We start from the raw sequence: 25,851 nt of genomic DNA, 5'->3' as shown, positions 1-25,851 counted from the left end.
TCTCTAGTAAATTTCCCGATTTGTTGGAGCTCCAACAACGGGGTTGGACTTTTTAGAATGATTTTTTTCTCATCCGGTTATAACGAAGATTCTAATTCCATTAGAAAGTCGTAAAGATATTTATGATTTTTGTAATATCTTATAAATTTGGACGTTTAAGGAAAGGGCAGAACGCCCTATTTGTATTAGACCCAGCCGGATCTGCGTAGGATTTCCTCGCAAACCTCTTCCGTACTGCGTTCATCTAAGGCAATCTGGATATCCGAATGGGCCCTGTATTGAGGTAGTCTGGATTCTAAAATCGTTTTATAAGAGAGAACGGAGCTTAAGGGAGGGCGAGTCGGATCGTTCTGTATCTTCTCTACCAAGTATTCGGATTTTCTGGATAAAGAGATCACAAAGGCGATTTCTTTTAGTATATTTGTCTTTCTTTCACTTACAATCTCCTTGCCCGATCCGTCTTGATCGAATAAGATCCCGCCACCACAATCCAAGATCAGATTTTGAGAACCTGAGATTTGTTTTAGGATTTGGAATTCTAAGTCGCGGAAAGGTTTCCAATTTCCTGAATTCGATTTTACGAAGTCGGGGATGGAGACTCCGCCTGTCAGGTAGACAGCTATCATGTCAGTAGAGATTACAGGTTTGCCTGTGAGTTTGGAAAGTTTACGGGAGATTTTGGATTTTCCGACACCTCTAGGGCCGATCAAGGCTATGTTTTTCAAACCGAGATCAACTCTTCGATATGTTTAGCCATCTCCGGTAAAAGAGTGTAGTACATTTGCAGATCTCCCTCTGTCACACCTACGTTTTGTAATGCTTTAGAAGAGAGTGGAATTTTCAAACCGCCTATGTCAATTCCCATTCCGCCTAATAGTACGATACAATTCGCGATATGTACGACGGAAACCAATTCGGGGAATTGAGTGGCCTTTTCCGGCTCGGCATAATATCTGGCAACTTCTATCAATTCCTCTGGAAAATTCCATTTAGCTAAAAGTTTTGCTCCAGCTTCCTGGTGAGTGTATCCGAAAAACTTTGCCTCTAGATCAGTATAAGGTCCTTCATAGGTTTGTAATTCGGTTCTGAATTGCATGAGTACGGTTGGGAAAAAATCGGCAAGGATCACTTTTCCTATATTATGAAGTAGGCCGGCAGTAAACACTACGTCCTTATCTACTTTTAATTTTTTCTGGACCGCGATTCTTTTAGCAAGTTCTGCCACGATCAAAGAATGAAGCCAATTAGCTTCTCCATCTACTTGATAACCTTTGAGTTCTTTTTTTAGGATACCTTTGGTCTCGTTCAGTAGAATGATCTCTTTTACGGTCTTAATTCCGAGAGTCATCAATGACTCTTGTACGGTTTTTACCGGTTTGGCAGGACGAAAGTATGCAGAATTGGAAAGTTTTATAACCGCAGCGGTAAGTCCAGGGTCTTTGGAAATTTCCTTAGCAAGGTCTGCTATGACTACATCCGGTTTTCCTACCATCTCCATTACTTTACTAACTACGGAGGAGATTTTAGGAAGCTGGGCCTCGTTTTCAAAAAGTTGATCTATCTTTTCTTTCATTCCGTTACCTGACCTTGTAAAGGTACTTTTCGAATCCGCCCTTCTTTAAAAGGATCCTGCCATCATCCAAATAGAGACTGATCGTTCTGCCTTCATGGCCGCCGACATCTTCTACGAGTAACGTTATTTTTTCTTTATCTAAAAATTCTTTTGCGACACTTACATTCAAGTCCCCGATGTTCTGAAGGAAACTGGAGTTCATTCCCTTGAACATGGAAGCTCCTCCGAATAGACGAGCGAAATATTCTCCCTTATTACAGCCTAACTCCGCCATTCTTTTTACCAATTCCGGAAGAGCAGTTTCTGCGTATTTATGGGGATTTTTGGAGGAATCTTTTCCGGAAGGATCTTTGGCCAGCATGATATGGGCCATAGCTCCTACCTTTTTTTCCGGAGAATAAAAAACGACTCCGATACAGGAACCTAATGTGGTGCGGATCATAGAAGGAGACTGGCCTCCTTGGATATCCGCGATCCCGACGTTTATAATTTTTACGTCTTTATTGAGCATACTTTCTGTCAGTAATAACCGGGTAGTATTTTAGGATCATCCAAGTTCCTTCAAATCTTTTTTCCCGAAAATTTGACCGGGCCGGGATCGAATTATGTGACGATTTAACCTTCTAAAATTCCAGTAGGAATTCCCACTCTTTTTGGAAAAATAGAGTTTCATATCATCCAGCGTAAAGGAAACTGTATGTAAAGAAAGGAAATCGACCCTCTTGCAAACAATCGCCTCCTCAGAACCGATCCGCACCTTGGAATTAAACGGTTCCCAGATCACCATTTTGGGAACGGCTCATATTAGCCAAAAAAGTATAGATGAAGTTTCCAGAATTATCCAAGAAGAAAAACCGGACACGGTCTGTGTGGAACTTTGTGCTTCCAGAATGAGATCCGTTCAGGACCCGGATCATTGGAAAAAATTGGATATTTTCAAAGTGTTTAAGGAAAGAAAGATGTGGCTCCTTCTTTCCAGCCTGATCCTTTCTTCTTTCCAGAAAAAACTAGGCTACGGAAACATTCGTCCCGGGGACGAGATGAGAAAAGCGATCGAAGAAGGAAATAAGATCCACGCTAAGATCGTGCCGGTTGACCGTGAGATCTCCACCACTCTCAAAAGGGCATGGTGGAACGTCGGCTTCTGGAGTAGAATGATGTTATTCTCCACTTTGGTAAGTTCTCTTATCGTTAAGGAAGAGATCTCTCCCGAAAAAATAGAAGAGATGAAATCCGACGATGTACTCAAAGATCTATTCTCTCAACTTCCTTCCAGATACCAGTCGGTCAAAAATGTGATCATAGACGAAAGGGATGCATACTTAGCGCAAAGGATCAGACAACAAGCCGCAGTAGGTAAGAAAATTTTCGCAGTAGTCGGCGCAGGGCATTTAGAAGGTATCGTAAAACATATAATAGAGGACAAGGATATCGATCATTTGGATATCCAACCTACAAAAGGATTCTGGGACAGAATACGTCCTTTATTATTTCCCGCCATCATTATCTCCGCTTTTACCGCTTTGTATTGGTTTGGAGGAAAAGAAGAAGGTCAGGAATTTTTGATCAGGTGGATCTTGGTAAAAGGAACTCTTGCCGCGATCGGCGCGATCATCGCTCTTGCGCACCCAGTTTCCATTCTTCTCGCATTTATTGCGGCTCCAATCGGAAATTTTAATCCGATCATCAAACCTGGTTGGGTAGCTGCGTTATCCGAATCTTGGTTTAGAAAACCTTTGGTAGAGGATTTCGAAAGATTGGGAGAAGATACTGAAACTTTCAGCGGATATTGGAAGAATAAGGTAACTCGTATCTTTTTAGTATTTATGCTTCCTCAAATAGGAAGTAGCATTGGTACTTTTATAGTATCTAAACAGATTTTTGATAAAATATTGAAATTTGTAGGCGCTTTTTTCTAAAATTTGCGTACGATCTGTAGCCGAATGCGAAAGAAAATCAAGACTCGATCTATAATCTTCTCTAGTTTTCTTTTGATGATCTTCTTCTCTTTTCAGATATGGGGAGAAGCTCAGGTCTATGAAAAAAAGGATCGTTTCTTCTTAGAGGAGAAGATGGATGGTGTGTCTCTTCTCCCTTATCTTTCCGTTTACCAAGACGAGACTGGCAAAAAATCTTTTAAAGAAGTATTAAAAATTTTCGACCAGGGAGGCTCTGAAAAGATCTTCCAAAACAGTTTAGGATATTCTAAATCCGCAATTTGGGTCCGTCTTCGTACGGAAAATCAAACTAACAAAGTTGTAGATTGGGTCTTAGAAATTGATTATGCTCTTTTGGATTTTGTGGATCTGTATGCCGGAAGGACTTCCGATTATGCGATCAATTATTCCGGAGATCTTAGGGAATTCGGCACTCGTCCGATCGAACATCGGAATTTTGCGTATCCATTTTCGGATGAGCCTGGTTCCAAAAGAGAGATCTATTTTAGGATCGCTAGCTCCAGTTCCATTTTATTACCTTTTCTGGCTTTTTCTAAAAACGAATTTATAGAACATACTTCCACCGAGCAACTTGCCTTAGGACTATATTACGGTTCCATGTTGATCATGGTGGTTTATAATCTTTTTTTATTATTTTCCACCAAGGACAAAAGTTATCTATATTACGTTGTTTATATATTAACTTATATACTTTTCCAATTTACATTGAACGGGCTTTCTTTTCAATATTTATGGAGAAGTTCCGTTTTATGGGGAAACTACAGTCTGCCTTTCTCTATCTTTACCGTGCTTCTGGCAGCAGGCGCATTCAGCAGATCATTTTTGAACGCTTCCGAATATACTCCTAAAACCGCCAGACTATATTATCTACTTTTTGCTCTCAGTTTCGGGGGAATGATCTCCACATTATTCATTTGGGAATATAGGACTGCGATCATGAGTAGCCTAGTTCTCATGTTCTTCACTCTAGGATTTTTGATCTCCAACGGTGTACAATGTTTATTGGCGGGAAGAAGGGAGGCAAAATACTTTCTATTCGCTTGGTCGTCCTTTCTATTCTTTAGTTTTCTATTCGGCTTAAAATCGTTCGGAATACTTCCGAATAACTTTTTTACCTTATGGGGAATACAAGTCGGTTCGGTGATGGAAGTGAGTCTTCTATCTTTGGGTCTCGCAGATAGGATCAAAAGATTGTCCGATCAATTGAAACAAAGAGTCGAAGAACTCGGAAATATTCGAAACTACGCGGAAGAATCCGAAGCAAAGTATAGAAGTTTATTCGAAGTAGAGGAGGACTTTTTATTTTCCTTGGATCAGAACTGGAATATACTCGCTGCGAATAGATCCGTATCCAAACATATAGGCTTCAAACCGCAAGAAGTGATCGGCAAAAACTTTATGGAGCTGATATACAAGGCGGGAGAATTACAAGACGCATATAAAAAATTATACGTATTGGAAAAACTGGAGGAACTTGCCTCCGAAGGAAAACCGGTCCGATTCCTTGGGGAATTTTTACAAAAATATTTGAGAGAACCGAAAGAGTTACAGGTGCAATTTCAGATCTTGGAATACGAAGGACAAAGGGAAATTTTAGGCAGGGCCTACGAACCTGACCAAGACTTAATGTCCAGATATGTTGACGATGAGAAGACTGTCTATTCCGCGAATAATTACCTTCAGAATGCGGAACTTTTAAGCCAACGAATGACTGCAAATTTACATAGATTTGCGGATCCGGGTTCGATCATCGCAATGAGAAATTGTCTCCGAGAAATGATCATCAATGCGATAGAGCATGGAAATTTGAATATAAGCTTTGAAGAAAAGACAAGGGCAATGTCGGAAGGGAATTATTTCAGGTTCGTTCAAGAAAGGCAGAAGGATCCTTATTATAAATCCAAAAAAGTAAAAGTGGAATATTCTCTTTCCAGAGATAGGATCGGTGTCAGGATCACCGACGAGGGAAAAGGATTCAACCATGCCAGGTTACAAAAAAGTAGTATGGAAAAATTGAATTCGGAAGGGATCACTCATGGCCGAGGGCTTACTCTTACTTTGGCAACATTCGATCTGGTGAAATTCAATAGCACTGGAAATCAAGTCACATTAGTTAAATATTTTTAATATAGGTCGGAAAATGAAAATACGGATCTTCCTATTGGCTCTTATATTATTATTGGGTTCATGCATGTCTTCCGGAGAAGTTAGAAAGAAAGCGAAGGATCCGAATGCGGGAGTGGCAACGATTGCCTCCGAGCTAAGATATCAATTTTTGGCTTCTCTTAAAGCGCAAGGAGGCAAACTTCCTGCAAGACTTGCAATCTTGAATATAATCAACGAAGATGGGACCAATTCACAATTAGGAAGACTGATTACCGATCGGCTCGGAAAAGAATTATTCGACCCAAAAACGTTCCAATTATTGGAAAGAGATAGGTTGAACCGGGTCGTAGGGGAACAGGACTTCCAAGCAAGTGGGCTTGTGCTAAACGATCAGATTGTTTCCATAGGAAAACTTTCCGGAGCGGAGTATCTTGCCCTAGGACAGTTGGTCTTCCAGGATCAGGAGTTTTTGCTGAATATCAGGATCGTTTCTTTGGGTGGAGTGATCTGCGCCACTGCGGATATAGTCTTCGATTCAGATAACGAGACGTATTCTAAATATAAGGAATCCGTTAAATAAGTAATTACTTGAAGAATACTTACTGGTTCTTATTCTGTCTGTAAGTTTATGAAAGTCATCTTTCGTTTCCTAGTATTCTGCATTTTTCTTTTTTCCGTAACGAATTTGTATTCGGAGGTGCCTAAACATTCCGAGATGGACAAGATACTTCTTTCTACTTGGAACAAGGCATTCCCGGTCCCTTATACAAAGATCCTAAAACGTGATCTTGCCGAAAAAGGAGTTTTGTATTATAGGAAAAACTCCAAAAAATCGGTGTATATCTATTCGTATTCAGTCTTCCTTCCTTTGTATGCGGAGCAGAATGAAAAACCCGTAAAAAAAGATGATAGCGGAAGAGAAGTAAAATTAAAACTAATCTATGATCCTACTTCCAAAGATGAAAAATATACGATCGAATTGGGTGAGTTTGACGAAATGTACGATGCGAAAGGAATTATAAGATGGATCCGATAATTGCAGAATCCGAAAAATTAGTCAGAGAAAAAATGTTGAGGGAAGGACTCTCTCAAGAATTCATTTCCGATTTTATTTCCAAGATCCAGGAAGTTCGAAACGGTGAGACTGGGATCGTAAAATGGGAAGAAGTAGGGGACCTGGATCCGAACCAGGATGAGATCTCTCTAGAAAAAATAGAGTCCGAATATTCGGGAGATCCTAAATTTTTAAAAGAATTAGTGGTGATCAAATTAAACGGAGGCCTTGGGACCAGCATGGGGCTTTCCGGGCCAAAATCTTTGATAGAGATCAAAGATGGAATGAGCTTCTTAGAAGTAGTCTGCAGACAGATAGAATACATCCGACAAAAATACAATCTCGAGGTCCCTCTCATCTTGATGGATAGTTTTAGTACCCAAGATGAAAGCCAAGAAGAGCTCAAAAAAATCAAATTTTCCCAAAGTTATCCTACAAGCTTCCTGCAACATAAGGTGCCGAGACTGGTTATTCCTGAACTGAAACCTTTGGAAATTTCCAAAAACAATTCGGAAGAATGGTGTCCTCCAGGCCATGGAGATATTTGGTTCACACTTTTGGAAACAGGACTCTTGGACCGACTTATAGAAAATGGATACAAGGTAGCTTTCGTTTCTAACGGAGATAATTTAGGTGCAACTGTTCATCCGGGAATATTAGAATATATTCTGAAAGAAAATCTGGACTTCTGTATGGAGATGACTCCTAAAACGCTCGCTGACAAAAAAGGCGGCGCAATTTTCAGAAGAGTTGTAGGTGGAGAAAAAAAGAACTTACAATTATTAGAAACCGCTCAGGTGCCTTCTGATCACATGCACGAGTTCGAAGGTTTAGGTAAATTTAGAACATTCTCCACTAATAATCTTTGGATCAGATTGGATGTCTTAAAAGAAAAATTACTCGCAGGCTCCTTCAAACTATCGTTGATTGTAAACCCCAAAAAGGTAGAAGGGAAGGAGGTCCTACAGCTAGAAACTGCAATGGGGTCCGCCATCCAAAACTTCTCTAATACAAAAGGACTCATCATTCCAAGAGATCGTTTTGCTCCAGTAAAAAAATGTGAGGACTATCTAGTCAGACGTTCCGATGCCTATTCTTTGAATCCTGATTTTTCAGTAACTATGTCGGAAGAAAGAAAGAAGGCAGGTTTAGGAGAACTAGTTATCTCTTTAGATGAAACTTATTATAAGAAGGTAAAAGATTTTACCGATCGTGTACAAGCCATTCCTTCTTTAGTGCGCTGCACCTCCTTGAAAGTAGAAGGAGATATTTTGTTTGATAAGAAAGTAATTCTAGAGGGAGATGTTATATTAACAAACCCCGGACCAGGACAAAGAAAATTGTCCGAATTAGGTGTGGACCGAATCTCGAACGATAGTTTACGTTTCCGCTTTACATAAAACAACAGTCGTTTAAAATCCAGTCCACGGGCTTGCGAATCGTAAGCTCACCCTATGCCGATTAATGTCGCAAACGAAATGACCGATGCTTATAACTTAAAATTAAGATCCTTTGACATGGGGGATCTAGAACAGTTTAAGACGGTATTCATCAATGAAAATCGAGGAAAGCCAATCTTCCTCCTTAGATTTCAAAATATTTCCACAGTTTCCCTAGTAGAATTCATACAATTGATCCCTCAAAGGATCGCAGATATAGAGCCTTCTCATCGTGAACTATTTCGTTACTATGCTTACGGTGATAAAAAAAATCTGCTGATCGGCGTTTCTCCTTTAGATAATTCAGGACCGATCAGCCTTGCTAATTTTGATGCTGCCATGGGTAGGTTCCATGACCAAGCGATCCGAACCGGGACTCTTAATTTTGATTTCGGGATCGGTAGGACTCAGTGTAATTTTATTTCCTATGTAGAAGAGATCTTCCGAGAACTGGAAACTTCTTCTTTAAAGAATCTAAAGGACAATCTAGTTCGTTGGAGTTGGACTTATCTAAATCGTGTAAACGATTACTTTGCGAGCGAACGTGCTGATGCGGTTATCCAGCCGATCATTCATTATAATCATAGGGACCATACTTTCTCTATGAAAGGTGGAGAAGTTTTCGTAGGTGGAGAGGCTTATGCCGGATATGCGGATTTGATCCGAGACATTCCTCACGACCAAGACCTGAACAGGATAGAACTTTTGATCTTAGAAAAGTTGATCATGTCCTGCAACGGTTCTCCCGGACTTCTGAAATTTAATATTTCTCCTCAAACTCTTATTGATACGTTCGATACGGACGAAAAAGTCACTCGCTTTCATGAACTTCTTCTGAAACAAAACCTGAATCCTCAAAATGTACGTATGGAGCTGATCGAAAAACCGTATGAAGAAGGAGAGGCAACTCTCAAGTCCGTATGTAGAAGGTTCTGGAATTTTGGGATCAGTTTCGCCGCTGACGACTTCGGAGTAAAAAGCCAAAGCCACCAGGTAGTCTTGGACCTGGGAGAGATGATCAAAGAATTCAAACTGGATCCTATCAGTTTTAAATTCAAAGCAGACCAGGACTTGACCAAGTTTTTGGACAATCTCGCATTCATAGATTATTGTAGAAGACTTTCCGATAACAGGGAAGCGATCATCACTGCGGAAGCATTAGAAGATATTGATTCTTTAAACTTCTTGATCACCCACCAAGTGTATTATTTCCAAGCCAATCTATTCTGTAAAAAGATCTGGATCCAAGACTACCAAGAACGTTTTAAAGAAATGCAAAAACTTCCGGAGACCGCAGTCACTAAGATCCTGAGTTCGTCCGAGCTTACTCAAAGATTGAAAGAAGTCGGAAATATTTTCGTTCTAGCTAAAGATGTAGATTTATTTTAGTTTATAGGAACTCCAACAGAGGAAGGGTGCCCCACCCTTGTTCTGGGTGGGGGCTGGTCGGTGGTACCCACTTTGACAGAATTGCCTTATCACAAATCGATAAAAGATCAAGCAGATCTTTTATCGATTTCACGTGTAGGAGTTCCTACACGCGTTTCGTATTGAGAGTTGCCTTGGTTACTCTTTCAAAAAGTTCAGGGTCGCTTTTTGATTGATGATCCCGTTATCTTTCAAAGTAACCTGCAAAGCATCCCCGGCGTTTTCGATCTCAATTCGGAATTTGCCTTCCTTATCGATGATAGGGCTGTTTTCCACATATCTCCCTTCGAAAATTTTCTGTTTATTGAACTTCACAACATAATTCACATTATCTTGGCTTTCAATTTCGAGCAGAACTTGGTTTACACCTTTGGAGCCGTCCCATGACATCGCAGTCCAAGGTCCTTTAAATTTTTCTAAACTAGAATCTCCTCCGAATGAGCGCATTACCTTAGCTGGTTTTGCTTGGGAAAGTACTGCGGAAACCGGTGTGGCCTTATCGCTTTCTCCTCCCAGATCCGTTTTGGAAGTCACCGAATACAGATACAAAATTTCTTTTTCGGGAACATCTGCAGTAAAATTGGTAGTCTTTTCATTGGTCCCTGAAATGAAATCCCAAGAAGAAGCTCCTCTTTTTTTGCGATACACATAGTATTCATTGGCTCCTTTTACGGAGTCCCATTTTAAGGAAATTTTTCCGGTCTTGGTGTCGAGCGCTCCCTTTAGGTTTGTAGGACTAGGAAGTTTTGCCGCCCTATGTTTGTTTGGATCTATATATCCATACGCGTAATCGGAGAACGGTCCGGATTGTCCGTCCTTATTCACTGCCGCGACTGCATAGAATGCATATTGACCATTTAACTTTTCGTCAATGAATGCTTCTTTTGCCTCTTCTCCAACTTTGGACCAAGCGCCTCCACCAAAAAGTCCGCTTACATCGTAACGATAGACCAGATATTTAGAAGCTCCTGAAACCTTTTGCCATTGAACTTCTATTTTACTATTATATAATCCTTTTGTAGCGGTAAGTCCGAAAGGTTTAGGAGGTTTCGCTTCCGACTTCATAGTATAACCTGAAGCTGCATCGGAGGCATCCCCGGTTTTGCCGTTGCTGATTGCGGCGATTACATAAAATTCAGTTACTCCATTCTTGGCGGCCGCATTGTCAGTGTAGTTCGTATTTTTCACTCTTCCGACGGATAGATATTTTTTCTGGTTGGAGTTCCACTTGTATACATAGTAATCTGTAACACCGCTAATAGACTCCCAAACTAGATCGATCTTATTCGGATATTGCCCTTGGCTTGCCTTAACTCCCACTACTTTCGGCGGAGCTTTTGCCTCTTCCGTTTTTGCATATCCGATTGCTTCTCCATCGGATAGATCGGAAGAATCAGTATCCGTTAAAGTTGCAACTTTATATGAGTAGGCAATATCCTTTTGGATCCCGTCGTCCGTAAATCCGTTTGTTTGCGAAAGTCCAACCTTAGAAAAGGAAGAATCTCCGGGGCCCTTTCTGTGGATCTCGTATCCGATCGCGAGTGGAACGGAGGCCCAGGTCAACACTACCTTATCCGAAAAAGAACCTTGGGTAGCCGCGATCTCTTTGGGAGCGGTCGGCTTTACTTTTTCAGGAGGTACAGGTTTTACATCCGTAGAAGGTGTAGTAGTGGTTGTGTTCGTTGTAGTTGCGGGTGTCACATCATCCACAAGAACGAAAGCGGATTGGCAAACCTTGGTGAACCATCTGTAATCTATATAACCGTAACCATTATCTCCCCATTGAGTGGACCAGGAGTTGATAAACTTGAACGCACCTTTGGAATCATCGTAACCTACGATCGCGATCGCGTGTCCTCCGTAGGTTTTCCCGACTCCTTCTTTATATACTTCTTTTCCTTTTAAGCTCATAAAGTTTTCGTAAACTAGAATCCCCGCTACAACAGGCCTTCCGAGAGCGAGCTGGTTTTTTAGTTCGTTTGGATCCGTTTGTCTAACTCTTAAGAACTCTTTTGCTTTATAAGAAGAAGCAACATTAAATGCATCTTGAGGCGGGCGAGCCAAATAATCTCTTTCATTGTATGGCATAGAAGACCAAGGGGCGGCTCCTTTTTCCACTACCAATCTCATCGCATCTGAGATCAATGAACCGTTATCTCTTCCTCCATTGATCTGGTTATAGATGAAGGCAGGTGAAAAAATATTGGAGTAGTTTGGAGTACCCGAAGGATCGCTCAATTTCCAACCTCTGTCCTTTCTTTCCATATATTCCTGAAAAGACTTAGTGGCGTAAGCAGTAGACCAAGCCACACAAGAACTCTGTTGGCCCTGGTCTCCTACTGGAGGCATGTATTGGGATAGATCCACAGAAGAAGAGAGCCCTCTGTGAGAGATCCGATTTGGATTCGCTTCTTTAAGGGAAGCCAAAAGTTCCGCAGGTTCTTGTTTCATTCCCAGGCCGGGAGGGGTTTGGGAGAATAGACCGGTTGTAGAGAGTAAAAGTAATAGAGCGGATAATAAACGTAAGTTCGGTTTCATCTATTTGTCCTTTAGTTCTTAATTAAAGATAAAATGTTTTCTTCTAGTTGTTTGTTGTATTCTCTGAAAGCGTAAGGATGGGGCTCGTATAGGCCGATGATCTCGGATTCCGTTCCCTTGCTGTCCTTTACCTTTTTCTTAATTAAAAAAAGTATATATTCTCCTTCTTGTGGAGCAGCCTTTAGCCATTTTCCGAATAATTCGGGAAAGATCAGAAATGCGATATCGAATTTCTGTGGGAGTTCCTTGCCTCCCTTCAGGGATTTAAGGATTTCCACATTCGCTGTTACGGATATGGAATTGGAAGAGATCTTACTTTCTTTTACGTTGGAAAGTTTTGCCAAAGCGATAAAGTCGGAAGAATTCACCTGAGATTCCAGGCTAGGAGGAGGTGTTAATGCTGAAATTGGCGAAATGAATAATAGGATCAGTACGAATAGGACCGATACGAAACGTCTCTGCATTTGGAATGACTCCGGAAACAATTTGTTAACGCGGCTTTCTACTCTACTTCTGATCCGGGGGCTTTTTCAAGAATTTTCCTTTTAAAAAGTAATCTAGAATATTCCAATTTTTGGAAAATAATTTATAGAAAGAGGCGTTTTAAAGGATTTTCGGGAACTTATTTTGCTCTGACAAGTAGGGAAGGTAGATCTATAGAGTCCGGTTTTTCAGGAATTTTAGGAAAGATCCCTCTGATCTTAGGAGAATCATCCACCCAGATAAGTGCAGTCTTGTGCTTCACATTTCCACTTTCAGGTTGGATATAAGCTTGGATCCCGAAAGCTCTAGCTAGTTCTAATGCGGCGCTTGAGTTTGTAGGTTGGAGTAAAACTATCTTATCAGTCAGTTTACCGAATCTAAGCTTTAGATCATTGTATGAGTCTTTTTCGGGAGTTAAACTGATAAATACGAATTGTGAATCCCCTGGTGCGGATATATCGAACCAGTTTAGGAACTTCTCCACTTGATCTAAATCGTTTTTGGAAGAGTCTAGAGATCCGAAATATAAGAAGCTTTGTTTGCCAACAAAAACTGACTGAACGGAAACGGTTTTTTGTTTATCCGCTATAACTAAGTTTTCTTTAGGAACATCCTTCTCCGCTTGGATCATTCCCGGGTCGGAATGAGAAAAGAAGAACATTATGATCAGACTGGTTATTACGCCTGTCAGAAAGAATTTCCAAGCTCCGGATTCCATCTATAGTTACAATGGACGAGGACTAGGAAGAAAACCGCAGCTATATTCTTATAAAACAACCTTGAATATTTAAGGAATCTTACTCGGAAAAATATTTCCTATGTGTAAAATATGGAAATATTTAGGCGGTTTAGAACGTCAAGATTAGTTATCGTCCAGCTCGAAATGGACCGGAACTCTGTGGTTCATACGAGTGGGTCTTCCTTTGGCGTAACCGGGACTCCAACGAGCCAGTCGTATTACTTTGACTGCTGCCTCTTCGAAACCGTATCCTCGAATGGAAGATTTGATCACCTTTGCATTGATCAGATTTCCTTTCTCATCCACTTGCACTTCCAAGTAGATCATTGCGTCAGAGATCCCTTGTGCTCGAGCATTCTCCGGAAAATAATCTCTCAAAGAAAAGTCGATGATAGGAGTAGGGGCCTTGTCTCCGTAAAAAGCGAATAGGAATCCGTCTTTGTCGGTACCTTCCCCGCTGATCTCGTTCTCTTTGATCTCATTCGGATCCGGGTCTTTTCCCTCTTCGTTAGAACCTTCTACCCATTCGTTCGGATCTTTATGAGTGGGAGAAGTTTCTCCTCCGATCAATTCAGGAGGAATATCTTGGATATCAACTTCTACGTTCATCTCCAATTGTTCTGAATCTACGAATTCTTTTTCTTTGTGAGTGACGTAGTAATATGTTAAGAACAGAAATAGGTGAAAAGCAAGTGATCCGTAAACACAAATCTCCCAAAGAGAAAGTTCTTTGAGTTTTTGGATTACGTCAGTCTTTACTTTTTCCAGAGTAGGGTTCATTTCTCCGGATCACCTTTTAACGGATAATGCGATTTGGTGCACGCCGGCCTTTTTGATCTTTCCCATAGTCTCCGCTATTTTGCCGTAAGGAAGGGAAGAATCAGCGGATAACGTGATCCTCATGTTCGGGCGGATCTTGGCTTCTCGCTGCAATTGAGCTTCGAGTCTTGGGAAATCTGTTTCGTTCCCTTCTAAGAAAATTTTTCCGTCTTTAGACAATGCTACTTGAACGGTTTTAGCTAAATTCGCATCCACTGCGTCCGCTTTAGGAAGATTGATATTGATGGATTCTTTTTTTAAAAAGTTTGCAGTAACCATAAAGATCACCAATAGAACTAAAATAACGTCCACCATCGGAGTGATATTAATACTGCCGATTTCTTCTCCGTCGCCGGAAGAACTTTGACCTGCCATATATTCTCCTTTCTAGAAATCCTCTGTTTAACCTTTCCGGGACAGACTTGCTAAAAACTCTTTAGAAAGAATTTCCAGATTAGATTGGATGATTTTCAATTTTCTGGTGAAGTAGTTATTTGCCATTACTACTGGAATTGCGACTGCAAGACCTACAGCAGTTGCGAGTAACGCTTGTGAAATGGTTCTCATTACCACTTCTCCTGCAGCGTTTCCCAGAGTCCCTAATTTATAGAATGCGCTGATTACTCCGAATACCGTTCCCAATAGTCCGATAAATGGAGCGTTATTTCCCAATGTGTTTAGAATGGAGAGTCTTGTCTCGAAGCCGACTCTTTCTCCGATCATTTTTCCTTCCATCAATTCGCCCAGGCTTTCTTTTCCGCCTTTGGAATGTTCGGAGGAGAAGTCAGCGAATCTTGCATACACATTCTCCGGATAATTTTCTGAAAATTTAGGAGCTCCGGAAAGATCTCCCTTTCTTGCGGTTTGGATGATTTCAGGCAATACGAAGGCGGAGTCTTTCGTATTTTTAACGAATATGATCGCTCTTTCTACTACAACAGCTACTGCAAGAACACTCGCGATCGCCATGATCACAAAGATTGCCGTTTCCATGTACCCGATAGCATTTTCAAAACTCATTTTATTAGTTCCTTCTTAATTTCTGTTTTTTTGTCTGATACGATCCCAGTCATTCCGTTTTTGTTCCGAAATTTCGGACTTAATGTTCTGGTTCTGGCGAATAAAGTTCTTTGCAATTTCTGACGCAGCCCAGGGTCTCTACTCCGGAATTAGAAATAAGTAGTTCAGAACCTTCTCCGCTACAATCGTTCTCGGATTCGACCTTGGACCAATAGGCCTCGTTACAGTTAAAAATGCATTCTTGGGTTTTGGAATTTAAACCGGACATCTGCTCTTGGGCCAATAACTGGCTGCAATAAGATTCATAACTCTTAGCGGTTCCACCGGAGAATAATCCTGAAATTTCGGCTTGTCCGCTTCCGTTTAAATCGGAGGAAGTTTTTAAACAATCTTCCGTTTCTTGCATGGAGGACTTACATGCTGCGGATGGATTTGCGGAATAATTTAAGAGAGATTGTAAGACTAATGTGCTTTCGTTAGGCGTCTCCGGAGAATATTGGGAACAGTATGAGAATATAACTAGAGCGGAGAATAATCCGAACCAGTGTGTATATACCTTTCCCAAACTCCGGATATGCATTAGAACTTCACCTCGATACCAATATTGAAGAACGGAATGATCACGCCACCCGGCAAAGGAATTGTTCCGAATGTCGGGCTAGGACTTGGGTTCGTTTTGGAATAAGGTTTCGTATTGTCGAAATCCTCTCCACCCACGTTCTCTCTCAGGTATACGTTTACTATCTCCAAGAAGGTATTGATATACCCCCATTCATAATTGAAAAATCTATCGAAACGGATGTCAAGTCGATGATAAGGCTTTAATCTACGACTATTGATATATTCTCCCAGGGCAGGGTTATTGGCATATTGAGGGACCCAATAGGTTTGGCCGTTTGCAGGGTTACTAAACCTTCCCCCATCATCACCCACGATAGGTGTAAACGGCCTGCTGGTCAGGTAGGACCATCTGGCGCCGAACTGCCATTCTTGGCTCCATCTCCAACCGAATACCATATTGATCACATGGGTCCTGTCGTAGTCGTATAATGTCTCTTTAGAATTCTTATAAAACTCAGCGGCGATCTGGGTCTCCTGGGTATTCAAAGGTGCAGAGCCCGGATCAGGAGTGAATATATTATTATTTCTGAATGTTTGGGACCATGTGTAGGTAATCCAACCGAACCAATTCCTAGTTCCTGGGCGAGAGTTCTTGCGAAGTACTAATTCGTAACCTCTGGACCAACCGGTTCCGCTATTGGAGTAGTTCAACTTTTTGTTTACGATAAAAGGTTGAGCGATCCTGGAATATGGGTCCGGATTTGTTCCAACGTAGTCGGTGATATAAGGGTCGTCCACGATAAGGTCGGTATATTCTTGTTTGAATATCTCTCCTTTGATCTGGTAATCCCCTTCTAGTAATTGTTCTATCCCTCCACCGTACTTGAATACCTTTTCGAAATCCAAGTGAGGGTTCCCGCTGTCTTTGTTGAATCTAGTATCCAGAGGGAAGCGGAAAAAATTACCTCCACCAGCGAAGATGGTAGTTCCTTTTCCGATACCTTCGAATTTATAAGATGCCTGTGCTCTAGGCCCGAATGCACTGTTATTTACGTACGGAATATAGTCGTAACGTGCTCCCGGTTCAATATGCAGATTTCCTAAACGGATCTTGGTAGTAAGATAACCGTTATAGTAAGCTCCCTTTGCAGTGATATTGGTAGGAATGGTAGTAAAGTCGGGACTTTGGGTATCGTATGGGTTGGGGCTTAAATTGTTCGGATCTGTTTGGATGATACTGGAACCGGTAGAATAATAATTCAATAACCTGTATTCTGTTCCGAACTCAGCGCTGAAATACTTATTCGGATCCCAGAAGGCATCCTGACGTACGCCGTTATATGCACCGCTAGCTCTGTTCTTTCCTTGGATGGAACCGAATGCAACGTTAAAGTCGGTAAACGGATCGTAACTGATGAGTGTTACACGATTGGAGAAGGTATCGATCGGTTTCCAAGTATAGCGTAATGCTTGGGTCCGGAATCCTTGCCCGGAGGAAATGCTTGCGCCTGCAAATGCAGCAGTCGAATCATTGGCAGGGTCGTTCTGGTATTTCGCAGGAAGATTTGCCGCAAAGTCATCTTTGGAATAAAAGGAATGGAAAGAGATTTGGTGATGTTCGTTAAAATTATGGACGAACTTTACTTGAGAGTCCACAAATCTTGGAAGTCTAAGTCCTTCCGGAAAGTCAGCGCCTAAAGCGGAAGTTAAACCTTGTACAAATCTATCCAAATATCCTACACGAGCGGAAGCGATCAAATAACCTTTGCCGCCGAAAGTGGGGCTCATATAGCTGATGCTGCTGGACCAAGCCGAGATGATCAGGTTTTTCTGGGACTTGTCTACCTTGTCTACCGTATCGATATGAATAACCCCGCCTAACGCGTTATTGAAGTTTGCAGGGAAAACACCGGTATACACATCGATCGACTTGATCAGGTTTGCGTTTACTACCGCGCTCAATCCGTCGAAGTGGAACGGATAAAGAATAGGAAGATCATCCACTAAATATAAGTTCGAGTTCGGATCGGAACCCCGGATCACATAATTGTTTGCGCCACCGCCAAATGCCGCGGATGGAACCACACCTGGGATCGTTTCCAAGGCGCGTAACGGTTCTCCGAAAGTCCCAGGCATCCTTTTGATCTCTTCGTATTTGATCGTGGTCCTGGAAAGAATAGGTTTATCTCTTTCTGCAGCGACCGTGATTGTTCCCTTCGGGACCTTTGCCTTGGGGGAAGCCACGGAAGAATCCGAGCCTGAGTCAGTATAAAGAGTAACTGTTTGACCGGAAGCGTCCACGTTACCTTTGATATCCTGCATATCTTCTACTTTTAAGATACGGAAAGTATAAATACCTGGAGAAGGTACTACAGCATCAAAGTAACCTTCTGCATCGGTTTTATAGATCTTTTTTGTTTCAAAGAGTAAGACTTGGGTCTTAGCTTCTCCTTGGTTTTTTTGTCTGGAGAATAGCCTAGCTTTAAAGGTTACTTCTGCAAACACATCCAATGGAGCGATTGCCGCGAGAAAAGCGATTTTGATCAGGACTTTTTTTAACTTCATGGCAATTTAGGATCCACAAATACATCTTTAAAATTCAAATACCAAGGGATCTCTCCTGCAGGTTTATCATAATAGATCCACAGACAAACCACAGGATAAGAGTTAAACGGGCATTCCGCTTTGGTGATCGCGATGCTACAAAGATCTAAGTTCCTTCTTTGAACGTCTCCGATCGCTACGGGAAAATGTGGTGGGATAGGGTCTCCGCATTTTTTAGAAAGATATTCTGCTGCGGCATAGATTTGGCTATTCGCATCTCCTTGAGGAACCGTATCGTCCCGAACGCAATCGATCAATAAAATACAAAAGAAGCTGAATACGAATAATCGAGTTGTCATCTTTTACCAGCCTCGTTCGGAGTTATAGAAGGAGCGCCAATCACAGTACCTTTTACTTTCAGAACACTCACGGTCCCTACCGGAAAGAATAGGTGAGTCTCCTGCCAGTATTTTACCTTGATCAAACTTTTCCCTCCCGGGATCTTTTGAACAGCTTCGCTAAGTGCATAATCCATATTTAATGGATTTGTGACCGGGATCAGTCCGAACAAAAAGAAAACGGAACTTTCTCCGCTGGAAACTCCTAATTCCATATAATCTTTGGAACGAATGATCGTAGCAGAATCGATAAGTTGAGTACTTGTTACTCTGCCTCCCACATCCGCTCTTGTAAAAGTACCAGAGCATGAATACATCGTAAAAAATAAAAAACAAAACAGAATGACAGATCTAAGAAGAACCATGATCGCTCTAGAATTAACGGCCTTTCTTTTTAGGATCTGGGATCTCGTCTTCGAATTTGATCGCTTCTGCAGAGATATGAAGGCGATTCATCGTTAAGAATACGAAGATGGATTTATCCGTCCAATAGCGGACATTGATGAGAGCATCCGCTTCTTTTTCTTTCTTTAATTCCTCTAATAGTTGATCGATAGGGGGCTCTCCCAAAGGAATTCCGATAATTGCGATATCGAAGGTGAACCAGTATTTTGTTCCTTCTACCGGAGAGATCACTTTATATTTTTTATCCGCTACCGGAACAGTACTCGTTGCAAGTCCAGCACTAGAAGTTGCACAAGAGATGATGGAAGTCGTTAACAGAATAGATAAGACTAGTCCGGAAATACGAGGTTTCATGTTTTTTCCTTTTCCAATACCGACTCCGGTCTAAGTCAATTTCTTGTTAGAATGGAGACGTTTCGCGATTGAGGTTCAATCTTTAGTATCCACCATCAATCTCCCAAAAGACATATTTTCCAAGAAAAAAAATTCCATTCGGAACCGGAATCGCTATGATGTGGTCGGGACAAACGTCGTTTAGGAAGGGAAATATATTACAAAACCATGATTCTTTGGTTTCGTCGAATATTTAAATTTGATTATCTTCGTGCTTATAATGTTTTACAAGTCTGCGGGCGGTTTGGTAAGAACCTGCCAATCCTTGGGTTACAAGTTCTTCTGCCTTTTGGAAATCATCTCCTAACTTAGAAAAGAAATCATCTAATAACATGGATTGCACGGATTCATGTAACCAATGTTTAGCCTGTTCTTTTCTTTTTTTATCAAGATAACCTTTTGCTTTGATTGTTTGGATAAAATTCAAAATTTCAGTCCAGATTTCGGCGATACCTTCTCCAGTAACAGCTGAGCATGTTCTAACTTCAGTTTTGATCCCTGATTCATGAGAAGGAAGAAAATGAATCGCGGAAATTGTTTCCGCTTTTGCTCTATTTGCTCGTGTGATATTTTCACCGTCCGCTTTGGTGACTGCGATTAGGTCCGCCATCTCCATGATCCCGCGCTTGATCCCTTGCAATTCGTCTCCTGCTCCTGCTATTAAAAGAAGAAGGAAAATATCCACCATCGAATTGACTGCTGTTTCGGATTGCCCGACTCCGACTGTTTCCACAAGTACAGTATCGAATCCGGCGGCCTCGCAAAGAAAGATTGTCTCTCTAGTTTTACGTGCGACTCCTCCTAAGGAATCTCCGGAAGGAGAAGGGCGTATGAACGCATTCTTGCTGCGCGAGAGAGTCTCCATTCTGGTCTTATCTCCGAGTATGGATCCTCTAGATAATTGCGAAGTGGGATCTATTGTAAGGACTGCGATCTTTCTGCCTTGGGCTAAAAGATGATTTCCGAAGGCCTCTATAAAAGTACTTTTACCTACTCCCGGAATACCTGTGATGCCCACTCGGATACTTTTACCAGAATGAGGTAAACATTTTTCTAATATAGCTTCGGCAAGTTCTTGGTGAGAAGGTAACGTACTCTCTATAAGAGTGATCGCTCTACTTAATAGAACAATATCCCCGGCAAGGATCCCTCGGGAAAAAGTGTCCGCATCCGGAAGGCTCTTCTTTTTTACAGAGCCTCGGATATGGGTCTCTTTTTCTCCCTCGGTCTGAGGCATAAGGGATTATCCTTCTACACTCTTGATCAGAAGTTCTAGGATCTCAGCGCCTGCCTTGGAGATCTTAGTTCCAGGTCCGAAAATCCCGTTCACTCCGGCTTTATATAAGAAATCATAATCCTGCTGAGGTATGACTCCGCCTGCGATGACTAGGATATCTTCTCTTCCGAGTTTTTTAAGCTCTTGGATCACCTGGGGAACTAACGTTTTATGACCTGCTGCAAGACTAGAAACTCCTAGCACATGTACGTCGTTCTCTATCGCTTGTTTTGCCGCTTCAGCTGGGGTTTGGAATAGAGGACCTATATCAACGTCGAATCCCATATCCGCAAAGCTTGTGGAGATTACTTTTGCACCTCTATCATGTCCGTCCTGTCCCATCTTCGCGACCATGATCCTAGGCTGTCTTCCTTCCAGTTTTGCGAACTTTGCGGAGAGTTCTTTTGCCTTTTTGAAATCCGGATCATCCATGATCTCCTCCGAGTACACTCCTTTGATCATATGAGTGACGGATTTATATCTGCCGAAAATTTTCTCCATAGCGAAAGAGATCTCGCCAAGAGTAGCTCTTTTTCTAGCCGCATCTACTGCAAGAGCAAGCAAGTTTCCGTTCCCTGTTTTAGCGCATTCAGTGATTGCATCTAACGCAGCTGTAACTGCCGCGTTGTCTCGGTTTTTTTTGAGTTCGTTTAGTTTGCGGATCTGCGATTCTCTAACTGCAGTATTATCGATATCCAAGATCTCCAGAGGATTTTCCTTAGAAGGACGATAACGATTGATACCTACGATTACGTCTTTTCCGGAGTCAATCCTTGCCTGCTTACGTGCAGCGGCTTCTTCTATCCTCATTTTCGGAATTCCTGTCTCAATCGCTTTTGCGATACCGCCGAGTTGTTCCACTTCTTGGATGAGTTCCCAAGCTCTTTCTGCAAGTTCCGCAGTCAGCGATTCTACATAGAAGGAACCGCCCCAAGGATCCACAACTCTGTGGATATTAGTTTCTTCCTGCAGATAGATCTGAGTATTTCTTGCGATCCTTGCGGAGAAGTCCGTAGGGAGCGCGATCGCTTCGTCTAACGCGTTCGTATGCAAAGATTGAGTGTGGCCTAGGGCCGCGGCAAGAGCCTCAATACAGGTTCTTCCTACGTTATTAAAAGGATCTTGTTCCGTTAAACTCCAGCCGGAAGTCTGGCAGTGGGTCCTAAGAGCTAAGGACTTGTTATTTTTAGGATGGAATGTCTTAACAAGTTTCGCCCATAGAAGTCTTCCTGCTCTCATCTTTGCGATTTCCATAAAATGGTTCATACCGATCGCCCAGAAGAAGGAAAGGCGAGGTGCAAAACTATCCACATCCATTCCTGCCTTGATACCTGTGCGTAGGTATTCCAAACCATCGGCTAAAGTATAAGCAAGTTCTATATCCGCAGTGGCTCCAGCTTCTTGCATATGGTAACCAGAGATAGAGATGGAATTGAACTTAGGCATGAAGTCAGTGGTATATTTGAAAATATCTGCGATAATCCTCATGGAAGGTTCCGGCGGATAGATATAGGTGTTTCTTACCATGAACTCTTTTAAGATATCATTCTGGATGGTACCTGAAAGTTGTTCCGGTTTTACACCTTGTTCTTCAGCAGCTACAATATAAAAAGCTAATGTAGGAATGACGGCACCGTTCATCGTCATGGAAACCGACATCTGATCTAAAGGGATCTGGTCGAAGAGTATCTTCATATCCAGAACTGAATCTATCGCCACCCCTGCTTTTCCTACGTCTCCGACTACTCTTTCGTGATCGGAATCGTATCCTCTGTGAGTCGCTAAGTCGAATGCAACGGAAAGACCTTTTTGTCCCGCTGCTAAGTTCCTACGATAGAATGCGTTGGATTCTTCCGCAGTGGAAAAACCAGCGTACTGACGAATGGTCCAAGGTTGTTGGACATACATAGTGGAGTAGGGTCCTCTTAAAAAAGGAGGTATCCCTGCCGCGTAATCCAAATGTTCCAAGGCCTCCGCATCTTTAGGAACATATACAGGCTTAACCGGCACTTTTTCAGGAGTGTTCCAAATCGTTTCTTCTAATTTAGAAAGTCCTAATTCATCCAAAGCTTCTTTGGACCAGGATTCGAATTTAGTATCTACTGTTACCGGAGTTCTGTTAGGGGAAAATGTAGGTCTTTTCATTGGATTCCTAGCCTCTTTTGAAGATCGGAAAGTGTTTCTAATAAATTGGATCGGACATGGATGAATCCGTTTACGCCTGCGGACTCCAGTTCGGAAAGAATTTCTTTTGGATAACCGGCCACATATACGAGCGGTTTGGATTTCAATTTGGGCAGAATATCCTTCACATAAGAGGAAACTTCTTCGTCGGAACTACAGAAGACCACTATCTGAGGATTTTCTTTTTGGATGCCTGCGATCGCCTCGTCAGAGGTTTCGTAACTTCCCGGATCTACTATTTGGAATCCGGCGCATCCTAAGAAGTTGAGAGAGAAGATGGCTCTTGCCTTCTTCATTTTTAAGTCGCCCAAAGGAAGAAGAAGTACTTTTACGGAAGTTTTATTTTTAGCTTCATAACTTTCCGTTTTTATCCGTATCTCTTCGATTGCATCTCCTGCAAAAAATTCGGGAAGTGCGGTCACTTTCAGTTCGTTAGCGCTTGCAGGAAGATTCGGAGCCTCGACATGTTTGTTCAGATCTTTGTTTTGGATCTTATCTTTGGAATTCGGGTACTGGTTTGTTCCGAGGAAGATCTCTTTACGAGTGGAGTAATTTTCTTCCTTCTTCTTTCTGGATTCCAAAATAGAATTTTGGATCTTTCCGGATTTCAGACATTCCAAGAATCCACCGTCTTTCTCCACTTCTGTAAACAATTTCCAAGCTTGCTCGATGATCTGGTCGGTAATCGTTTCTATATAATAAGAACCGGATGAAGGATCCGCCACCTTGTCCAAATAAGATTCGTGTTTTAAAAGGAGCTGCACGTTTCTTGCGATCCTTAGAGAGAAAGAATCCGCGGGTTGTAATAGATGATCGAATGGAAGAACATTGATGACTTCAGCCCCGCCGATAGCAGCAGAGATTGCCTCTGTAGTTCCTCTTAGAATATTATTATGAAGATCGTAGATCCCGTAGTTGTATCTTGCGGTCTCCGCTTCGATAAACGGAAGAGAAGCTTCTCCCTTATCGGAAGAATAAGAGGAAAATATTTCTGCCCAAAGAGTTCTGGCCGCTCTAAACTTTGCAATCTCTAAGAAATAATCAGGACCAATCGTAAATTGGAAAATTGTCTGGGAGTTTACTACTTCAGGAGAAACTCCTAGTTCCCCCAAACGATACAAATATTCGGAACCGAGTGCGAGAGTGTATGCAAGCTCCTGAACGATCGTAGAGCCGCTGTCTCTAAATGTGGAAGAGTGGATCGTAAGAGCTCTGAAATTTTTCCACTTGCCGGCAAGTTCCGCCAGGATCGGTTTTAAAGTTTCAGGACCATGTCCGCCGGAATGGCCTTGTCTTGCTAAAATTCTGTATGGATCGTAACCTAGTCCGCCCACAAGAGTTTTGTTTTTAGGAAGCCAGGAATAAAGTTCAGGCGATTTTTCTTCCGCTACAAAATGAAGAGTGATCTCGTTCAGAGGTAGGTCCGCGAGTAAGAATTCCAGATCCTTTTCGTTTTTGATCTGTATTCCTTTTCTTCCGGAACCAACATCCGCCAGAACAAATCCCAACGCGGAAACTCCGTTGGAGATAGCTTCGACAGCTAATTCTTTTGCAGTCTTTAGATCAGGAGTATCTATATCTTGTCGTATACTCCAATCGTTAGTGAGTTTGCGGGTGGATCTAAGATAAGGAAATTTTCCGGGAAGATTGGAGAGGAGCCATTCCTTTCCTTTTAGATTTTCTCTTCTATAAAACGGTAGGATCTTAAATCCTTCTTGGGTTTCCCAAACCAGTTTTTTTTCGAAGTCCGCACCTTTAAGATCCTTTGTGATCAGGTTCGTCCATTCTTCGGTGGAAACCGGTGGAAATTCGGAGAAAAGTTTTTTTGATGCCATTCGATTTACCGTCAGGCTCCTTTTTTCGTTTTAAGATAATGCGGAATGGAAGCAAGAATAGAAAGTGTTAGAGTTCCAATGATCACAACCAAAGAGATCTCAATGGATACATGGATGACTCTTCCGAAAACGTATCCTGAAAACGCAGGAAGAAGAAGTTTTACTCCTACAAACGCGAGAAGCAGAGAGACACCTTTTTTCAAATATACGAATAGTTCCATCACTCCACCGAGTAGGAAGAAGAGAGACCTGAGTCCTAAGATCGCGAATACGTTGGAAGTATAGATAATAAAACTATCTTGGGTGATGGAGAAGATCGCAGGAATAGAATCTATCGCGAAAAGAATATCGCTGAATTCCACAACCAGAAGTATCAAAAAGGTAGAAGTAAAAAGGGTTTTTCCATGCTCTTTTACCAAAAACTTTTCCGGATGGAATGTTTTGGACATCGGAAGAAGTTTGCGAGCATACTTTAGAAGTGTCATTTCTTCCGGATCGAAATCTTCCTCTTCGTCGTGGAAGAACATTTTCCAAGCGGAGTAGAGGAGTAAGAATCCGAAGAAGTATAAGATCCAATCGAATCTCGAAACTAGTTCCGCACCGGAAAAGATCATCGCAGCTCTAAAGATGAGCGCGCCTATAATTCCCCATTTTAAGATCATTGGCTGGTACTGGGCATGTATCCTGAACTTTGCAAAGATCATAATGAATACGAAAAGATTATCCACGGAAAGTGAATATTCGAGAAGGTATCCCGCTAAGAATTCCAGGGTCTTTTGTTTCGCGAGGCCAGGATTACTCGGATCTTCGTGAAAAATATAAACTAAAAGAGAAAAACTGAAAGCAAGAGTGACCCAGAATAAAGTCCAGTAACCCGACTCTCTGAGAGAGAGTTTATGAGCCCTTTTATTCAGAACGAATAGGTCCAAATAGATCAAAAGGCCTACCACGACAGAAAAAATAAGAAAAAGTGTAGAATCTTTTTGGCTAAACGAGATCATCGCAGCTTCCGAGGCCCTATTTGGGCCTTTGAAAGACAGGTTCCTCGGTTTGATCTGGAAGACAATCCCAAATCGCCGGGTGTTTAGAGATTAGGAG

General features: G+C 41.9%; 24 protein-coding genes. 6 read left to right on the top strand and 18 right to left on the bottom strand.

Annotated features, from left to right (window positions below; genetic code table 11):
* Positions 1 to 185: 185 nt before the first annotated feature.
* From LEP1GSC185_RS11535 to LEP1GSC185_RS11525, 3 genes are read right to left on the bottom strand one after another with little or no spacing between them, the layout of a single operon-like run.
* The gene (locus LEP1GSC185_RS11535; RefSeq protein ID WP_008589224.1) at positions 186 to 725 is read right to left on the bottom strand and encodes a shikimate kinase; all 540 of its coding nucleotides are present in this window, start codon (positions 723 to 725) and stop codon (positions 186 to 188) included.
* On the bottom strand, positions 722 to 1,573 hold the full coding sequence (locus tag LEP1GSC185_RS11530; RefSeq protein ID WP_008588758.1) for an HDOD domain-containing protein: 852 nt from the start codon (positions 1,571 to 1,573) through the stop codon (positions 722 to 724). Before LEP1GSC185_RS11530 ends, LEP1GSC185_RS11535 begins: the two co-directional genes overlap by 4 nt.
* Positions 1,574 to 1,577: 4 nt before the next feature.
* Complete coding sequence (locus LEP1GSC185_RS11525; protein WP_008588852.1) at positions 1,578 to 2,084, bottom strand: chemotaxis protein CheD; 507 nt, start codon at positions 2,082 to 2,084, stop codon at positions 1,578 to 1,580.
* 211 nt (positions 2,085 to 2,295) lie between these two features.
* On the opposite strand from LEP1GSC185_RS11525, the gene LEP1GSC185_RS11520 reads away from it, so the two are divergent.
* From LEP1GSC185_RS11520 to LEP1GSC185_RS11495, 6 genes are read left to right on the top strand one after another with little or no spacing between them, the layout of a single operon-like run.
* On the top strand, positions 2,296 to 3,492 hold the full coding sequence (locus LEP1GSC185_RS11520) for a TraB/GumN family protein (protein WP_008588903.1): 1,197 nt from the start codon (positions 2,296 to 2,298) through the stop codon (positions 3,490 to 3,492).
* Positions 3,493 to 3,516: 24 nt separating this feature from the next.
* Positions 3,517 to 5,658, top strand: a complete 2,142-nt coding sequence (locus LEP1GSC185_RS11515; protein WP_008589080.1) for a 7TM diverse intracellular signaling domain-containing protein — start codon at positions 3,517 to 3,519, stop codon at positions 5,656 to 5,658.
* Between the two features lie 13 nt (positions 5,659 to 5,671).
* Positions 5,672 to 6,217 (top strand): CsgG/HfaB family protein, encoded by a 546-nt coding sequence (locus LEP1GSC185_RS11510; protein WP_232298389.1) that lies wholly within the window; start codon positions 5,672 to 5,674, stop codon positions 6,215 to 6,217.
* 48 nt (positions 6,218 to 6,265) lie between these two features.
* Positions 6,266 to 6,673: a hypothetical protein gene (locus tag LEP1GSC185_RS11505; RefSeq protein ID WP_008588859.1), complete on the top strand. Its 408-nt coding sequence runs from the start codon at positions 6,266 to 6,268 to the stop codon at positions 6,671 to 6,673.
* A complete protein-coding gene (locus tag LEP1GSC185_RS11500) occupies positions 6,661 to 8,091 on the top strand; it encodes a UTP--glucose-1-phosphate uridylyltransferase (protein WP_008589061.1) in 1,431 nt (476 codons plus the stop codon). Before LEP1GSC185_RS11505 ends, LEP1GSC185_RS11500 begins: the two co-directional genes overlap by 13 nt.
* Positions 8,092 to 8,145: 54 nt before the next feature.
* Positions 8,146 to 9,519, top strand: a complete 1,374-nt coding sequence (locus tag LEP1GSC185_RS11495; protein WP_008589217.1) for an EAL domain-containing protein — start codon at positions 8,146 to 8,148, stop codon at positions 9,517 to 9,519.
* A 177-nt stretch (positions 9,520 to 9,696) separates the two neighbouring features.
* Here the strand turns inward: LEP1GSC185_RS11495 and LEP1GSC185_RS11490 are convergent, their stop codons facing one another.
* The 15 genes from LEP1GSC185_RS11490 to LEP1GSC185_RS11420 form a co-directional block, all read right to left on the bottom strand.
* The gene (locus tag LEP1GSC185_RS11490; RefSeq protein ID WP_008588987.1) at positions 9,697 to 12,096 is read right to left on the bottom strand and encodes a C1 family peptidase; all 2,400 of its coding nucleotides are present in this window, start codon (positions 12,094 to 12,096) and stop codon (positions 9,697 to 9,699) included.
* A gap of 11 nt (positions 12,097 to 12,107) precedes the next feature.
* Positions 12,108 to 12,560, bottom strand: coding sequence for an LIC_20196 family exoprotein (locus LEP1GSC185_RS11485; RefSeq protein WP_008588787.1), 453 nt, complete (start codon positions 12,558 to 12,560; stop codon positions 12,108 to 12,110).
* A 158-nt stretch (positions 12,561 to 12,718) separates the two neighbouring features.
* On the bottom strand, positions 12,719 to 13,297 hold the full coding sequence (locus LEP1GSC185_RS11480; protein WP_008589243.1) for a hypothetical protein: 579 nt from the start codon (positions 13,295 to 13,297) through the stop codon (positions 12,719 to 12,721).
* A gap of 144 nt (positions 13,298 to 13,441) precedes the next feature.
* Positions 13,442 to 14,098, bottom strand: a complete 657-nt coding sequence (locus LEP1GSC185_RS11475; RefSeq protein WP_008588898.1) for an energy transducer TonB — start codon at positions 14,096 to 14,098, stop codon at positions 13,442 to 13,444.
* A gap of 9 nt (positions 14,099 to 14,107) precedes the next feature.
* Positions 14,108 to 14,512, bottom strand: coding sequence for an ExbD/TolR family protein (locus tag LEP1GSC185_RS11470; protein ID WP_008588965.1), 405 nt, complete (start codon positions 14,510 to 14,512; stop codon positions 14,108 to 14,110).
* Between the two features lie 27 nt (positions 14,513 to 14,539).
* Positions 14,540 to 15,157, bottom strand: a complete 618-nt coding sequence (locus tag LEP1GSC185_RS11465) for a MotA/TolQ/ExbB proton channel family protein (protein ID WP_008588785.1) — start codon at positions 15,155 to 15,157, stop codon at positions 14,540 to 14,542.
* Between the two features lie 79 nt (positions 15,158 to 15,236).
* Positions 15,237 to 15,722 carry a hypothetical protein gene (locus LEP1GSC185_RS11460; protein ID WP_232298390.1) on the bottom strand — a complete coding sequence of 162 codons (486 nt, stop codon included), beginning with the start codon at positions 15,720 to 15,722 and terminating at the stop codon, positions 15,237 to 15,239.
* A gap of 14 nt (positions 15,723 to 15,736) precedes the next feature.
* Positions 15,737 to 18,283: a TonB-dependent receptor plug domain-containing protein gene (locus LEP1GSC185_RS11455; protein WP_008588851.1), complete on the bottom strand. Its 2,547-nt coding sequence runs from the start codon at positions 18,281 to 18,283 to the stop codon at positions 15,737 to 15,739.
* Positions 18,280 to 18,621: a hypothetical protein gene (locus tag LEP1GSC185_RS11450; protein ID WP_008589184.1), complete on the bottom strand. Its 342-nt coding sequence runs from the start codon at positions 18,619 to 18,621 to the stop codon at positions 18,280 to 18,282. The genes LEP1GSC185_RS11455 and LEP1GSC185_RS11450 overlap by 4 nt, the downstream gene beginning before the upstream one ends.
* The gene (locus LEP1GSC185_RS11445) at positions 18,618 to 19,025 is read right to left on the bottom strand and encodes a hypothetical protein (protein WP_008588686.1); all 408 of its coding nucleotides are present in this window, start codon (positions 19,023 to 19,025) and stop codon (positions 18,618 to 18,620) included. Before LEP1GSC185_RS11445 ends, LEP1GSC185_RS11450 begins: the two co-directional genes overlap by 4 nt.
* A 13-nt stretch (positions 19,026 to 19,038) precedes the next feature.
* Positions 19,039 to 19,419, bottom strand: a complete 381-nt coding sequence (locus LEP1GSC185_RS11440; protein WP_008589147.1) for an LIC20211 family lipoprotein — start codon at positions 19,417 to 19,419, stop codon at positions 19,039 to 19,041.
* 232 nt (positions 19,420 to 19,651) lie between these two features.
* Positions 19,652 to 20,695, bottom strand: coding sequence for a methylmalonyl Co-A mutase-associated GTPase MeaB (meaB, locus tag LEP1GSC185_RS11435; protein ID WP_008589113.1), 1,044 nt, complete (start codon positions 20,693 to 20,695; stop codon positions 19,652 to 19,654).
* Positions 20,696 to 20,701: 6 nt separating this feature from the next.
* Positions 20,702 to 22,879, bottom strand: a complete 2,178-nt coding sequence (gene scpA / locus LEP1GSC185_RS11430) for a methylmalonyl-CoA mutase (RefSeq protein ID WP_008589046.1) — start codon at positions 22,877 to 22,879, stop codon at positions 20,702 to 20,704.
* Positions 22,876 to 24,753: a methylmalonyl-CoA mutase family protein gene (locus tag LEP1GSC185_RS11425; protein WP_008588894.1), complete on the bottom strand. Its 1,878-nt coding sequence runs from the start codon at positions 24,751 to 24,753 to the stop codon at positions 22,876 to 22,878. The genes scpA and LEP1GSC185_RS11425 overlap by 4 nt, the downstream gene beginning before the upstream one ends.
* An 11-nt stretch (positions 24,754 to 24,764) precedes the next feature.
* Positions 24,765 to 25,754, bottom strand: a complete 990-nt coding sequence (locus LEP1GSC185_RS11420; protein WP_008588729.1) for a TerC/Alx family metal homeostasis membrane protein — start codon at positions 25,752 to 25,754, stop codon at positions 24,765 to 24,767.
* Between the last annotated feature and the right edge of the window lie 97 nt (positions 25,755 to 25,851).

Origin of the sequence: Leptospira licerasiae serovar Varillal str. VAR 010 (assembly GCF_000244755.1) — a bacterium.
GTDB classification, from domain to species: Bacteria; Spirochaetota; Leptospiria; order Leptospirales; family Leptospiraceae; genus Leptospira_B; species Leptospira_B licerasiae.
Note: the sequence above shows the minus strand (reverse complement) of the source record. Positions and strands in the feature narration are given on the sequence as shown.